A 12,839-nucleotide genomic window follows, 5' to 3' on the forward strand; every position below is an offset into this window, starting at 1 on the left:
AACAAATGTGGCTATAGTGGCTGCTTCTTCTCAGGGCGCCAGTTGTACCACAGGGGCGCCTCCCAGTCTTCGGCGCAACCTGCGCGTGGGATATTTCACCGGCTTGTGAGATATCTCGCACACGAATTTCAGCCGTTTGCCTCTACTTTTTTCTCCCCCGCTGTCCATAATGTAATTGCAAGGATGCATAAGGGACTGCACTTCAGCGGCAAGGGATTAAGGGATTGCGCCGCTCGCTCAACGGATTTGGGCACCATCCTGTGAGACGCACCGCCCGGGCCGGATTGCCTGGGCGGTGTTTTATTGGGCCCGCGCAAAACCCCGGATTTCGATCGCTCTCTGTTTTCCCTCCTCTTCCCCACTGATTTCCTTGTCTGGAAATTGCAACAATTATCCGCTTTAATCAGTTCAGCCCGGCAATAAATTTACAGTGCCGGCGGAGGGTGATGCATTCAGTAAGTCAGTGCTAGCAGTGTCCGCTTCCCTACAGTCGCCAATGCGCTGGTGGCCGACACCCTTCTCACCTTTGAATTCCTACAAGAGCCCTGCCGGGAGACCGGCGGGGCTTTTTTGTCGTATCTCCTGGTGCCCTGCTTCCGGAAGAAGGTTGGGCGCGCCGGGGCGGCAGCTGCACCGAACAACCGGCTTTTTTCCATCCAACTGCGGGGAGGCGAGGTGATGCAAGCGAGAATTCTGCGCCTGAATCTGGCGGGGCAGCCACTGGAGTGGCTGAACTGGCAGGAAGCGGCCTGTCTGTATGTGCGCGAGCTGGTGACCTGGTCGCTGGGTGGGGTGGTGCAGCGGGTGCACGGCGGTATCAACCGCTACGGGGAGCGCTCTACCCTGGACCTGTCGGCGATCATCGCCTGCGGTGGAGAGCGCATGGCGCGCCCGCGCAGGCGGCCGCCACTGACCAATCGCGCGCTCTTCTACCGCGATGCCCACACCTGCCTCTACTGCGGCAACGAGTTTCGCACGGGCGAACTGACCCGCGACCATGTGCACCCGGTGTCCAAGGGCGGCAGGGATGTCTGGGAAAATGTGGTCACTGCCTGCCGCCGCTGCAACCAGCACAAGGGCAACTGGCTGCTGGAGGATATCGAGTTGGAACTGCTGGCACTGCCGTTCTGCCCCAACGCCGCCGAGTACCTGGCGCTGATCAACAGCGAGCGGATTCGCGGTGACCAGATGGAATTTCTGCGCAGTCAGTTCTCCCGCCGCAGGCAGGAGGGCTGGCTGGTATCGAGTGGTTAGTGATCAGTGGCGAGCGGTCAAAGGAACGACCACCAACCACTCAATTACAGCAACGACGGAGGGCGACCTTGATCATCAAAAGCGGATCCCGGTTCAAAGTATTGCCGCAGCGGGCAAACTTCAGGTTTCCCGGCTCACTGCCGCACGAATCAGGCTGGCCAAATAGTGGGAGAAATCGTGGCCGGCGTTTTCCAGCATCTTGGGGAACATCGAGATGGACGTCATACCGGGAAAGGTATTGACCTCATTGAGGTAGATTTCGCCATCGTCGGTCAGGAAGAAGTCGATACGCGACAGGTCTTTCAGCTGTAGGCCGACAAAGGCGCGGCGCGACGCCTCCTTGATCCAGCCCAGTTGGGCATCGCTGAGACCCCGGGCCTCGACGTGGGTCACAGCGCGGCTGCCCTCGGCGTACTTTTCCTCGTAGCTGTAGAAGGTGTCTGCCGGCGCACACACCTCTCCCGGCGGGGTGATCACCAGCTCGCCCTCGTAGTTGTAGGCGGCCACCTCCAGCTCCCGCACCGTCAGGCTCTTTTCCACCAGTACGTAAGGGGAGAGGGCGAACGCCTGCGCCAGTGCCGCGTCCAGTTCCTCCGCTGAGCTGACCTTGTAACAGCCCACAGAGGACCCCTGGTTGGAGGCCTTGACGAATACCTGCCCCCATTCCTGCAGGGCCATGCTGGCCTTGCCGATCTCTTCCGCCTCATTGCTGCACAGGAATTGGTAGGGGGTGTTGTCGATACCCAGTGCGCTGAGCCAAAGTTTGGTGGTGATCTTGTTGAAGCAGTTCTTGCTGGCCTCGGGGCCGCAGCCATAGTAGGGAATACCGTAGAGCTCCAGCAGTGACTGCAGGTCGCCGGTTTCCCCCGGGTAGCCGTGAATCGACGGAATGACGTACTGGACCTCCCAGGCCTCACCATTCTCATCGCGCAGCATGCGGTCCTGAGACAGCTGGCGCACGCCGCCGTTGCGGTCGGTCAGGCGGCCGTTGCCGTCCATCTCCACGCGCACCAGGGCGATATCTTCTGCCTGGCGCAGCTGGCGCTCGATAAAGTCCGCCGTGCGCAGCGACACTTCGTGTTCGCTGCCACCGCCACCGCAGATAAGCAGGGTACTGATCATTGTCTTGTTCCTGTACTTGGCTGGCGCTCAGGGCGCCGTCAAAACCTGTTCGCACTGCCTGGGCATCGGTTTGGGCTTCTTCTTCGGCTTGTCCGGCTTGGGCGCGGTGCCGCTCAGCATTGCGTAGAATTCATCGCTAAACCACCAGTCCAGGTCGCTGCCGCAGGGATCATTGCGCACCGGGTGCTGGGGTTTGCAGTTTTTCTCGCCTTGTGGGCAGGCGAGGCGCACATGGAAATGATAGTTGTGTCCCCACCAGGGGCGGATCTTGCGCAGCCACTGGTTGTCGTCCCCTGAAATATTGCACAGCTTCCGCTTGATGGTGGGGTGTACGAAGATACGCGCGACCCGGTCATCCTCAGAGGCCAGGCGCAGTATCCGCGGGACCTGGTCGTTCCAGTTTTTTTCTATCAGGCGGTGATCCCGCTCATCGGCGAGCGGCACCGCGGAGATGTTGTCCCGCTCCCAGGCGGTCAGCGGGCGCTCGGCCGCGCGCCAGTCCTGGGAATACCAGATATCGATATCCAGCCCCGTCTGATGGCTGCGGTGGCCGTATCGGAAGGGGCCACCGCGGGCCATGGACATGTCGCCAATCTGCAGCCGGCCCAGGTTGTTGCGGGCGACACTGCTGGAAAAGTCCTTCAGGAACTCGATGGTGGCCGGATGTGCATAGCGGCGGCCGCGCCCGGTGCGCACCAGCTGGAATCCCTCACCGCGCAGCGGCATGGCCTCGGCGCCGCTGAGACAGCCGTTGGTGTAGGTGCCGATACTGGCGGACGCCTGGGACGAAGGGGTCTCCACGGATTCCCAGGGGTTGGCGGAGGCGCTGGTGGCCAGGACGGCGCCCAACAGGACAGCGGCGAGGGATAGATACATTGGCTATTGAACTGCTACTTCGAAGGGTGCGCCGTGCGCACCGTTGGATTTGGCGGTGCGCAAGGCGCACCCTAAGCGTTTCCGGGATCCCGATAATTATAGAGGGGCGGATTACTCAGTCTGTGAGCCGATTATCTCCTCGCAGTTCCGCAGCAGCGCGTCCATTTCCTCATCCGTGCCGATGGAGATACGTAAGTACTCACTGATGCGCGGCTTGTTGAAATAGCGCACCAGTATGCCCCGCTCGCGCAGGGCCAGGTACAGAGCCTCAGCGCCAGGCCCGGGCGGCCGCGCCAGTACGAAATTGGCCTTCGACGGCACCACGTCGAAGTCCAGCTCCCGCAGTGCCTGCACGGTGCTCTCGCGGGTGGCGATCACCTTGCCGCAACAGTCCGCCAGGTGGGCGCTGTCATCGATGGCGGCAGCGGCCAGGCGTTGGGCTATGGCGTCGATGGGGTAGGAGTTGAAGGAGTTTTTGGTGCGGTTGAGGCCATCGATCAGCGGCTGCTGACCCATGGCGAAGCCCAGGCGCAGGCCGGCCAGCGCATAGGACTTGGACAGCGTGTGTGTCACCAACAGGTTGGGGTAGCGGTCGATCAGCGGCACCGCACTCTCACCGCCAAAGTCGATATAGGCCTCGTCGATCACCACCACCCGCTCGGGCTGAAGTTGCAGCAGCTTTTCGATTTCTTCCAACGGCAGATAGCGCCCGCTGGGTGCATTGGGATTGGGGAGTATCACGCCGGCGGCGGGGCCGCTGTAGTCCTCTACCGCCAGGCTGAAATCGTCGCGCAGCGGGGGCGTGCGGTACTCGATGCCGTACAGCTGGCAGTAGACGGGATAAAAGCTGTAGGTGATATCCGGGAACAGCAGTGGCGCGTTATGGCGGAAGAAACTGTAGAAACTGTGCGCCAGCACTTCGTCGGAACCGTTGCCGACAAACACCTGTTCCGGCTGCAGGTCAAAGCGCTCGGCAATGACCGCGCGCAGCTCGCAGGACTCGGGGTCCGGGTAGCGGCGCAGGGCATCGGCCAGCTGTGCGTCGCCGAGGATTTCCAGGGCGCGCGGTGACGGCGGGTAGGGGCTTTCGTTGGTATTGAGCTTGATCAACTTGCGCCCGCGCGGCTGCTCGCCCGGCACATAGGGTTCCAGCTTTTCGAGCCCGGGGCTCCAGAATGGACTGCTCATGATTCTGCCTCCGCTGTGTCACCTTCCCCGTTGTCGGGAGCGACTGTCTCCTCATCGGTTTCTTTCGATTCTTCGTTCTTTTTTTCGATCGGGATATCAAACAGCGTCGGTGAGCTGGCGATGAACTGCTTCATCGGCACCGGCTTGCGCAGCAGCAGGTCGTCGTACTTGAGTTCGGTGGAAATCTCCGGAATTTCACTGAAGTCATTCAGGCTGCCGATTTCCTCTGCCAGGCCCAGGCCGAGAAATCCCCAGGGCAGAACCAGGGCAGCGGCCCAGCGCCAGCCGCGGGAAAGGTTGGTCGCCAGGTAGCAGGCGCACCAGAGCATGGCCGGCAGCAGTATGGCCAGCACCAGGAAATCGAGCATTGACGTGGTGTTGGCCATGGCGAAATTGTAATTCAGCAGGCTGCTGAGCCACTCCCAGCCGGTAAAGACCAATGCGCCCAGGGCGGCGATCGACAGGTGAGTGAAGAAGTGCGTCTCGTGGCGCACCACCCGGCCGATAAAAGCCCAGGCACCGGCGTACACCAGCAGACCGATCACGCTACCGGACAGCAGATTGACCGCGATGGTCCACTCGTAGTTGCGCGCATAGCCGAGGTAGCTGACCAGCAGCGTGCACAGGGCCACGGCCAGCAACAGGCCGATGGCCCCGGCCGGGTGTGACAGCCCCGCGAAAAAACTCTCCAGTGAGTGCAGGGGCACGGCTTCCGGCAGCGCAGCCTCGCTGTGGCTGAGGCGCAGGTGGGTCTTGCCGAACTGCACCAGGTCGCCGGACTCGATCATGCGCTCGGAAACAGCGCCGGGCTTGATCGACTTGTCATGCAGGTTTCCCAATAGTTGGGTGCCGTTGACGCTGTTCAGGTCGTGCAGGTAATAGCAGCCGTCCTCGCCGAGGCGGATTTCCGCGTGGTGGGCGTCCGCGTGTACATCCTCGAGGATAATATCGTTGTCGTAGCCGCGGCCGACGGTGAGCCTGTCGTCCTCCATGCGATAGCGGGCATGCACCCGGTGGGAGCGGTTGATCTCTTCGATAATCAGTGCCATTGGATCTCGCTTGTGAACTTCTCGGTAAAGGCCGCGGCGGATTCCCGGGTAAATCCGGACAGGGTGAAATGGCTGACCAGGGCGCGGTTCTTCCGATCCACACTCAGGCTCAGGAAGAAGATGTCGTACAGATCCGGGAAGTCCTTGTAGCGGCGCACGCAATAGCTGGTGCGCGCGACTATCGGCTCCCGGTTCTGTTGCGGCTTGGAGACGGGTTCCTCACCGTCGCGCTTCTCTCCAACGCGCTCCTGGGCGGTAAAGGACTGGCGGCACCGGAAATTGGTCACATCTTCCTCACCGGCCGCATTGCCGGGGTAAAAGCTGCTCATCTGCTGCTCGTACTCGGCGTAGAAGCGCGACGGCAGCAGGTCTTCTGCCTCCAGCCAGAAGAACTCATATTCCACCCGACCGGAGTTGAAATCATCGGCGAGAAAGACCACGTCCTGGCCGGTGCAGCCCTTGTCAATGCGCTTGACCGGATTGTCGTCATCTTCCTGGGTATTACCCCAGCACTGGATGGCCGGCACTATTTCCCCGACCACCTTGGCCTCGCCCAGGGCGCGCCGCTGCCAGTCCGCCTGCAAGATGGATTCGATAATGCGCTGCTGGTTGTCGAGCAGTTGCCGGTGCGTCACTTCTTTCAGGTCCAGGGAGTTGCCCTCCTGGCGGAAATGCTTCTGCAGCGCAGCGAGCTTATCCACCGGCACCAGGAAGCTGACCTGGTTGCCGGCGGTGGCCACGTTGATGCCCACCACATGGCCGCGGGTGTTGATCGCCGGGCCGCCACTCATGCCCGGGTTGATGGAGCCGGCGAAGTGGATGCGATCGTAGAAGCTGCCGCTGGCAATGCCGTTGTAGGTGCCGGGGATCAATGTCATGCCCAGGTCCAGCGGATTGCCGAGGGACACGATGGTCTCGCCCTTTTTCGGGGTGTCCGTGGCCAGCTGAATATGTTCCGCGCCGGGCTTGTCCTGGCGCAGCAGCGCCAGGTCGTTGATCACGTCTATATCCAGCAGCTCGAGATTGCCCTTGGCACCGTCCACCGACAGGTACTCCAGCTGGTACTTGTCCGGATCACTCACGGCCTCGGCCACCACGTGGTAATTGGTGGCAATCAGGCCGTCGGGGGAGATCTGGAAACCGGAGCCGAGCCCGGCCTTGGAGTTGGAGGATTTTTCAATCAGGCGAATCTGGTAGAGGCTGCCGCGATATTCACTGTAGAGCTGTTCGTAGCTCTGCGCTGAGGCGAATGCGGAACAACAACAAAACAACAGGGCCAGCAGGCGCGCGCAAAGGTTTGGCATCTTGTTTGATTAAATTATGGGCAGAAGAGGATTGATATTACGGGATATAGAGTAGTGCAACAAGCGTGCAGGAGAGTGTTCGTCATACCGGCGCAGGCCGGTATCCAGTCAGTAGGGGGCGCCGTACGCACCAAAACAGTCAGAGATAATCTGCCACCCGTGGAAAAGCCTCCGCCACCTTGCCGTGCGACTCCAAGTAAAAACGCGTAAACAGCGCATCCGCCTCGTCCGCGGCCATAAACCCGTCACTGAAGCCGGGACTCACCGGATCCAGGTGCAGGCGCGCACAGCTGATCACATGGGCCACCAGCTGCGCCATATTCTCGTCGCCGACGGATATGCGAATGGTGGTGGGGAAAATATCCGCCGCCTCCATGGCTTCCGGCGACAGCTCCGAGTGGGAAGTGAGCGCAGGGCAGAGCACCATGGTGTTGGTCTGCCCCAGGCTGACCATCTGCCCGAATGCCGGCTCCAGCGCATCGAAGAAGCGCTTGAAGGCCTCGGTGGGAATTCCCGCCGCTTCCATATCGATGCTGAACAGCGGCGTGGGCAACTGGTAGCGCAGCAGCTGCACGCGCAGGTCGCTGTTGGGGTGCTGTGCCAGCGCATGGCAGTTGACGCGGATCTTCGGGTGGCTGGCGAAGAAGTGGCTCAGGCATCGGGTATTGATGCACTTGGTCAGCATACGCATCTCCAGGGTGCGCATGCCGCAGTGCACCTCCCAGGCCTTGTCCGCATCCAGGAAGGCGCCCTTTATATAGTACACATCCCAGAAGAGACACTGGTTCCAGTTGAGCCCCCTGGCGCTGTCACCCTTGGGGATAAACATGCGGTGATTCTCGCCGATCACCACCCCGGCGGTGGCCGCGCCGGTGCCGCCGATATCCTTGGTGTAGGAGTGCACCACAAAATCCGGTCGCTCGGCGCGCTCTTCGCGGCGCAGTGGCTGGTAGAGGAAGGGCGTGGCCAGGGTCGAATCCAGGCTCACCAGCAGCTTCTCCCGGTGTGCGGCGCGGCAGATGGCCGGCACATCGAGCATAGTGCCGTGGGGGTTGCAGGGGGATTCGATATACACATGAATCCGCGCACCGCCTTTTATCGCCTCGGCATGATTGGCCTGCGTATCCCACAGCAGCTTCTCGAATTCATCGCCGCGGGTGCCGTCGAACCAGACCAGCTTGATCGCCATCTTGTCCCGGCGGGCGTAAAAATCCTGTAACAGCTGGTGCACGCCGCCGTAGATATGTCGCGAGACGATCAGGATATCGCCGCGGGCCAGCTGATTGGAGAGCAGCGCATCAATCGCCGCCATACCCGAGTTGAAGTTCCACGCCATATACTCGCTGGCCGCGGAACCACACTCCAGGTCCACAATCGCATTGGCCAAGGAAATGGAGGTGGGGTTCAGCAGTCGCGAGTAGATATCGTGGCTCGGCTCGCGGCCGCGGAAGGCGTCATCCACCCACTCGGTGCAGGCATAGATATAGGTGGCAGTGCGCGCAATTACCGGCGTCGCCGAGAAAATCGCCGGAATATTGTCGAACAGCGGGTAGCCGCCGCGGGTGGTGATATTGAAGTCGTCCCCCTGCAGGCTCTGGAAGCTGGCGCGCAGCGGGTTCTGCAGCGTGTCCAGCAGCTTTGCCAGCTGGAAGCTCATAAAGCGCTTGGCGTTGAAATAGGCGATCTTGTCCGATCTGTCCAGTTTGGCCAGCGTGGCCCTGGCCTGCGCCCACAACTGGCTCAGGTTGCCCTGGGCGCGGTACAGCAGTTCCGCGGTTTCCAGCAGCAGGCGCCCGTGCTCGGTATCCCCGTCGATGGAGAAATGCTGCAACTGCTCCCGCGCCAGCTCGTCGATGCTGGTGGCTTCGGTGCTGTTGCGGCGGGGGGAGAGGATTTTTGCGTCGGAAAGATTGGTGTCCATATTGCCCTCATCGCTTGCTGCTTATTGTTATAGCCCGATTGCAGTAGGCTGTGGGTGATGAGGATATGGGTGCCTTTAGGGGATTTGCATCAATTCGATGTTGGAGGTGCTTGTTATTAGCGTAAATCTTTAAAAGTGTTTAAAGTTTTCCATCTTTTCCAACACGCTTTAAAAATTCCTTTACCCCCTCTGATCTTCCCCCTGATAAAGCTTGTTTTAACTCAAAATATGAGTTCCTGATTTCATCAGGCCACCCCATTCCAGAATTCTTCCACTGATATACGCCTGGCACCTCATCTTCATTCATTTTAGATGTGGGTTTTCCCGATCTTATCTGACTTAAAAGATCTTCTAATGAACTTTTTAGCTCATATATAGATTTGTCATTTCCACTGTAACTGGCCAGTTCAGAATGAAGTCGATCGGCAACTTTTACTAAATTGTAGTATTTGTTAAACATTATCCTACTGCTTTTCCTGCCGGAGTAAAGTCATCTTTATTTGGCGCTAAGTTTTGTTTAAGTCCGGATTTATCCAGATGACTCTTCCGTTGGTGCGATAGTAGAGGTATATCCATTTGCCCCTTCACTGGTTCCAGATTTGGTAAGTCCTCCTGGTACCCATTCGCCTTTATAGGCGCCTCCTTCATTACCGGTTGGCATTTTGTAGCTAAACCTTTTATCGCCAGGAGGTAACTTCACATATGAAAATCTTGAGCCGCTCAAATCGGTATTTTTGCCCAGGTTCAATTCATCTCGCAAAATCTTCCTGCTGGAGCGGAAAATTCGGTGACCCCTATGAGGTGCTGGACTTTGACTTGGCCCTTGGGGAAGCGCCGGACGTCGGCCTGCAGAGCCGGGTCTTCCCAGATGAGGTCGGCCAGTTCCATGGCGCGGTAGAGTTGTTCTCAGGCAATGGTGGTGCAGTTGAAGTCTAGTATTTTTACCGGTCCGCGCTAGCCCCAACATGTGCTTCTGCGCTAAGTAATAGCTGGTGGACTGGAGCGTGCACATTCTACCTGAAAGTAAGTTGGGCGTCACTGTCATAAACTATAACGTCCCACGCGCGGTTCCTCGATTAAATTTTAGTGTCTTTTGTAAAATTCTTTCAATTTTAATGCGGAAAGATAGGCGTTGTTGTAGGCGCCAATAAAATCTTGCTGGCATCCAGACCCGCTTATTCGCCTTGTTTGCAATTCGAGCTTAGATTTGAATTTTTCAATGAGTTGCTCAATCGCAACTTCTGCTTCGCTTGAGTTGGTGTCAGCCAAATATTCCATAGCTTTCTTAACCCTTTCCTCAATCGGAGGAATCCAGCCGGAATCTAAAAGTAATTCGAGTTTATTAACATCCATTGTTTGGCACTTTTACTTGTAATTTATTTCATCTGAATAGAGCTAAAGCTCGCCATGGCGGTACTTGTGGCCTAGGCCTTTGATCAGGTTCAGTAGGCCGTATTTGTAGAGGAAGTTGTCGGCGAAGGTAATCTCCTGCGGCGAAAAGTGCTCTTCTCTAGACCCTAGGCGGCTTCTTCTAGACCAGTTAACGATGGCATAGCCGCCCACACAAGGGCCCGCATTCATGGCTCGTTCAATACAGATCATCTCGCTCTCCACATCTTCGTCTGCGCTGGTCATGGCGCCGGCGTGCAGGCCGCCCTCTACCGGTGGTTTGCGGAACTCGGTGAGTGCATCGGCAAACCAGGGCAAAACACCTAGGGGAAGTCAGTTTGCGCGCACCTGAAATAGGGAGTGCTACCTTTACTCTACCTCAATATAAGCATGAGGAACGCCATCAATATCTTGTGTTGTGATTTGTTCAAGAGGAGTTCCGCTTACAGTGACGCAAAATCTTGCCAATAATTTATTTAGTTTTTCATCAAAAATCCGCTCTCTTCGCTGATATTCAAGAGGTAAATCATCTGGAGGTATAGCTTCTTTGATTTTCCCATTTATTGCATCGTTGCATAAAGAAGAAAATGCCGCTTTTACTCCATGAGTGTCATATTGTGGGTCAAGATCTAGATTTAAATAATCCAAAAGTTCTTTGGCTATTCTTTTTAGTTTTTCTTGGTCGATATCTATAATTCTCCCAGTATTGGGGTCAATTCTTACTAATTTTTTCATGGTTACGGTCGCTTTATTCCTGTTGTTTTTGGAGCAGAGAATGCATTCCTATTTGTGATAAGCGTCTGTGTGGCTCCTCCAGGTTGAGAATATCCGCACTGAGTTGTCGGCGCAATCTTAGATTGGAAGACATCAATATCTTGCAGCGCTTCAACTTCAACAATGTCAAATTTATCTGTTTGTTGGCTTTCCAGTGGGATTCCCAATTGATCGCTGATCTCGTCGTAGCTTAGCCCTTCCAGAAGATCAATATCCTTTTGGGTGGCAAAATATGCGGAGTGATCTCCGGGCATGGTGCCTTCAGGCACAATTTTATATAATTTTTGACCTTTTCGAATCGTTATTTTTTCAGGCAGGGTGCTTCCGCTTTTAATTAGCTGCTCGGCGTAACCCACTGCAGTTTCCAAATCTGTTCCCTGAGATCTATATGATTCGACGACCGCTCTTCCTTGAGGGGTTTGCATGGGAAGATTATTAATGCCGTGAGTCTTATAGGTTTTCCAGCTGTCAGGCTCTGGCCGTTCTCTTTTCGGAATTTCAGTTCTGCTAGTTGGTTTTGACGATTCTGGTTTGGATGACGGCTTAGCATGGTTTGTCCTGCCTGGATTGACTTCTTTTACATCCGTAACGTCCTCGACGGTGAAATCGCCAAATGAACGACTAGGTCCATTCCCCTTGGCCGAACTCCGACGTAATCGCTGTCTGACTTTCCTGATCTGTTCTGCGAACTCGACCAGTAGATCGCCGACTTTGCGGAACTTGGCCAGGTGCCGCGCCTGGCTTGCTGCGCCGACCGCCAGGCCGGCGCCGGCGGTGACGGCGGCCAGCACCAGAGTGAACAGCACTTCGAAAGCGGCGCCGCCGGAGACTTCGGTGAGCTCTATGGCGTGTTGGGCGCTGACATAGTCTTTGGCAAAGCGGGTGATATCGGCGCGCAGGGTCGGGTCATCCCAGATGAGGTCGGCCACTTCCATGGCCTGATCCAGCTGTTCTGTGGTGATGGCGGTGGGGTCGAAGCCCAGGGCCTGCACCAGTTCGCGCTTCTCTCCCTTCAGCTGTTCATCGGCATAGGCGGCGAAGACATTCTCGTCGTTTTCCCGGTTGCGCTGCAGGGCTCGGTGGCTGGCTTGCAGGCTGCGCAGCAGGCGCTGGGTGGGGCTGATGACGTCGCTGACCTCTTTGGCCCACTGGGCGAGGTCGACGCCGGCGTTCCAGAGGCCGTTGAAAAAGGCGCCGGTGTAGATCAGGGCACGATTGAACTGGGTTTCCCCGGCCAGCATTTGTGTGTGTTGGGCGGCCTCGACCTTTTCCTGGGCGATGATGGCGGCAAGTGCCTGGCGGATCCTGATCCGCAGTATGGCCCGTCTGTCCTCTTCTTCGCCCTGCTGTTCGCCGCTGCCGAGACTTACGAGGATCAACTCGTGGTTACAGAGGGCCTGGGCCAGCTCTTCGCGGGGGCAGAGGGGCGCCACTCCGCCGTCGAGCCGCTCCTGTCGCCAACTGTCCAGCAGGGGGAATTGACCCAGGTGATAGAAGTGCGCGCGGGCCTGCCCCAACTGGAAGCTGTCCACCCGGGAAAGGAGCCAGTCTGCCTGGGCGTGGTGCGTGGCGATGCTGTCAGTGAGGGGGATTCGGCTACCGCGATCGAGGCGGTAGCGGTTGCCCTGGGGGTCCGTCAGGTCGAAGTGCGACATATCCGTGTCTGTAGTTGTTCTGTGTGCGTCGATTCTAGGGGCAGTTGAGATGCGGAATCAATCGAACCAGTCGTAATTCCTGCACTTCAGAGAGGGAAAGCCCTTGTGGCTGATCAGTAAGTGACCTGCCGTGTAATGCTGTGTAATGGGGTGTGATCGACCTGTAATCGGCGAGTCCGTAAAGTAGCGCACAGAGTTGAGGGGCTGAGCACGCCACAGTGGATTGAGGCGCTCCGCCTAGGGAAAGGCAGGCCCCGCAACATCGAATCCGAAGGATCGGATTTCTGTGCCCCAGTGGCACAGTGTG

Annotated in this window: 13 protein-coding genes; 2 read left to right on the top strand and 11 right to left on the bottom strand. The window is 57.7% G+C overall.

Annotation, left to right across the window (positions count from 1 at the left end; genetic code table 11):
- Positions 1–678 precede the first annotated feature (678 nt).
- Complete coding sequence (locus IG627_RS02095) at positions 679–1,254, top strand: HNH endonuclease (protein WP_193189484.1); 576 nt, start codon at positions 679–681, stop codon at positions 1,252–1,254.
- A gap of 120 nt (positions 1,255–1,374) precedes the next feature.
- On the opposite strand, the gene IG627_RS02100 is transcribed toward IG627_RS02095, so the two are convergent.
- The 7 genes from IG627_RS02100 to IG627_RS02130 all read right to left on the bottom strand — a co-directional run bounded on the left by IG627_RS02100 (position 1,375) and on the right by IG627_RS02130 (position 9,174).
- The gene (locus tag IG627_RS02100) at positions 1,375–2,376 is read right to left on the bottom strand and encodes a D-alanine--D-alanine ligase (protein WP_193189485.1); all 1,002 of its coding nucleotides are present in this window, start codon (positions 2,374–2,376) and stop codon (positions 1,375–1,377) included.
- Between the two features lie 27 nt (positions 2,377–2,403).
- On the bottom strand, positions 2,404–3,252 hold the full coding sequence (gene mepA, locus IG627_RS02105; RefSeq protein ID WP_193189486.1) for a penicillin-insensitive murein endopeptidase: 849 nt from the start codon (positions 3,250–3,252) through the stop codon (positions 2,404–2,406).
- Between the two features lie 111 nt (positions 3,253–3,363).
- The gene (gene hisC, locus IG627_RS02110; protein WP_193189487.1) at positions 3,364–4,440 is read right to left on the bottom strand and encodes a histidinol-phosphate transaminase; all 1,077 of its coding nucleotides are present in this window, start codon (positions 4,438–4,440) and stop codon (positions 3,364–3,366) included.
- A complete protein-coding gene (locus IG627_RS02115) occupies positions 4,437–5,489 on the bottom strand; it encodes an FHA domain-containing protein (protein WP_193189488.1) in 1,053 nt (350 codons plus the stop codon). The genes hisC and IG627_RS02115 overlap by 4 nt, the downstream gene beginning before the upstream one ends.
- Positions 5,480–6,793 (bottom strand): S1C family serine protease, encoded by a 1,314-nt coding sequence (locus tag IG627_RS02120; RefSeq protein WP_193189489.1) that lies wholly within the window; start codon positions 6,791–6,793, stop codon positions 5,480–5,482. Before IG627_RS02120 ends, IG627_RS02115 begins: the two co-directional genes overlap by 10 nt.
- A 139-nt stretch (positions 6,794–6,932) precedes the next feature.
- Positions 6,933–8,714: a trans-sulfuration enzyme family protein gene (locus tag IG627_RS02125; protein WP_193189490.1), complete on the bottom strand. Its 1,782-nt coding sequence runs from the start codon at positions 8,712–8,714 to the stop codon at positions 6,933–6,935.
- Positions 8,715–8,853: 139 nt separating this feature from the next.
- On the bottom strand, positions 8,854–9,174 hold the full coding sequence (locus IG627_RS02130) for a hypothetical protein (RefSeq protein ID WP_193189491.1): 321 nt from the start codon (positions 9,172–9,174) through the stop codon (positions 8,854–8,856).
- A 242-nt stretch (positions 9,175–9,416) separates the two neighbouring features.
- On the opposite strand from IG627_RS02130, the gene IG627_RS02135 reads away from it, so the two are divergent.
- A complete protein-coding gene (locus IG627_RS02135; protein WP_193189492.1) occupies positions 9,417–9,650 on the top strand; it encodes a hypothetical protein in 234 nt (77 codons plus the stop codon).
- A gap of 147 nt (positions 9,651–9,797) precedes the next feature.
- On the opposite strand, the gene IG627_RS02140 is transcribed toward IG627_RS02135, so the two are convergent.
- Genes IG627_RS02140 through IG627_RS02155 form a run of 4 tightly spaced genes read right to left on the bottom strand, consistent with a single transcriptional unit; the run spans position 9,798 to position 12,532 of the window.
- Positions 9,798–10,067 carry a hypothetical protein gene (locus IG627_RS02140; RefSeq protein ID WP_193189493.1) on the bottom strand — a complete coding sequence of 90 codons (270 nt, stop codon included), beginning with the start codon at positions 10,065–10,067 and terminating at the stop codon, positions 9,798–9,800.
- 42 nt (positions 10,068–10,109) lie between these two features.
- Entirely contained in the window at positions 10,110–10,421 is a 312-nt protein-coding gene (locus IG627_RS02145) for a hypothetical protein (protein ID WP_193189494.1), read from the bottom strand.
- Between the two features lie 51 nt (positions 10,422–10,472).
- Positions 10,473–10,838, bottom strand: coding sequence for a hypothetical protein (locus IG627_RS02150; RefSeq protein WP_193189495.1), 366 nt, complete (start codon positions 10,836–10,838; stop codon positions 10,473–10,475).
- Between the two features lie 2 nt (positions 10,839–10,840).
- Entirely contained in the window at positions 10,841–12,532 is a 1,692-nt protein-coding gene (locus IG627_RS02155; RefSeq protein WP_193189496.1) for a hypothetical protein, read from the bottom strand.
- Positions 12,533–12,839: the final 307 nt, after the last annotated feature.

Source organism: Microbulbifer taiwanensis (assembly GCF_014904815.1).
GTDB lineage: Bacteria > Pseudomonadota > Gammaproteobacteria > Pseudomonadales > Cellvibrionaceae > Microbulbifer > Microbulbifer taiwanensis.

Excerpts from the sequence above, each read along its gene's own strand:
- IG627_RS02125 (WP_193189490.1), bottom strand. The coding sequence starts at position 8,714 with ATGGACACCAATCTTTCCGACGCAAAAATCCTCTCCCCCCGCCGCAAC.
- IG627_RS02150 (WP_193189495.1), bottom strand. The coding sequence starts at position 10,838 with ATGAAAAAATTAGTAAGAATTGACCCCAATACTGGGAGAATTATAGAT.
- mepA (WP_193189486.1), bottom strand. The coding sequence starts at position 3,252 with ATGTATCTATCCCTCGCCGCTGTCCTGTTGGGCGCCGTCCTGGCCACC.
- IG627_RS02095 (WP_193189484.1), top strand. The coding sequence starts at position 679 with ATGCAAGCGAGAATTCTGCGCCTGAATCTGGCGGGGCAGCCACTGGAG.
- IG627_RS02155 (WP_193189496.1), bottom strand. The coding sequence starts at position 12,532 with ATGTCGCACTTCGACCTGACGGACCCCCAGGGCAACCGCTACCGCCTC.
- IG627_RS02140 (WP_193189493.1), bottom strand. The coding sequence starts at position 10,067 with ATGGATGTTAATAAACTCGAATTACTTTTAGATTCCGGCTGGATTCCT.
- IG627_RS02130 (WP_193189491.1), bottom strand. The coding sequence starts at position 9,174 with ATGTTTAACAAATACTACAATTTAGTAAAAGTTGCCGATCGACTTCAT.
- IG627_RS02135 (WP_193189492.1), top strand. The coding sequence starts at position 9,417 with ATGAAAATCTTGAGCCGCTCAAATCGGTATTTTTGCCCAGGTTCAATT.
- IG627_RS02120 (WP_193189489.1), bottom strand. The coding sequence starts at position 6,793 with ATGCCAAACCTTTGCGCGCGCCTGCTGGCCCTGTTGTTTTGTTGTTGT.
- IG627_RS02100 (WP_193189485.1), bottom strand. The coding sequence starts at position 2,376 with ATGATCAGTACCCTGCTTATCTGCGGTGGCGGTGGCAGCGAACACGAA.
- IG627_RS02115 (WP_193189488.1), bottom strand. The coding sequence starts at position 5,489 with ATGGCACTGATTATCGAAGAGATCAACCGCTCCCACCGGGTGCATGCC.
- hisC (WP_193189487.1), bottom strand. The coding sequence starts at position 4,440 with ATGAGCAGTCCATTCTGGAGCCCCGGGCTCGAAAAGCTGGAACCCTAT.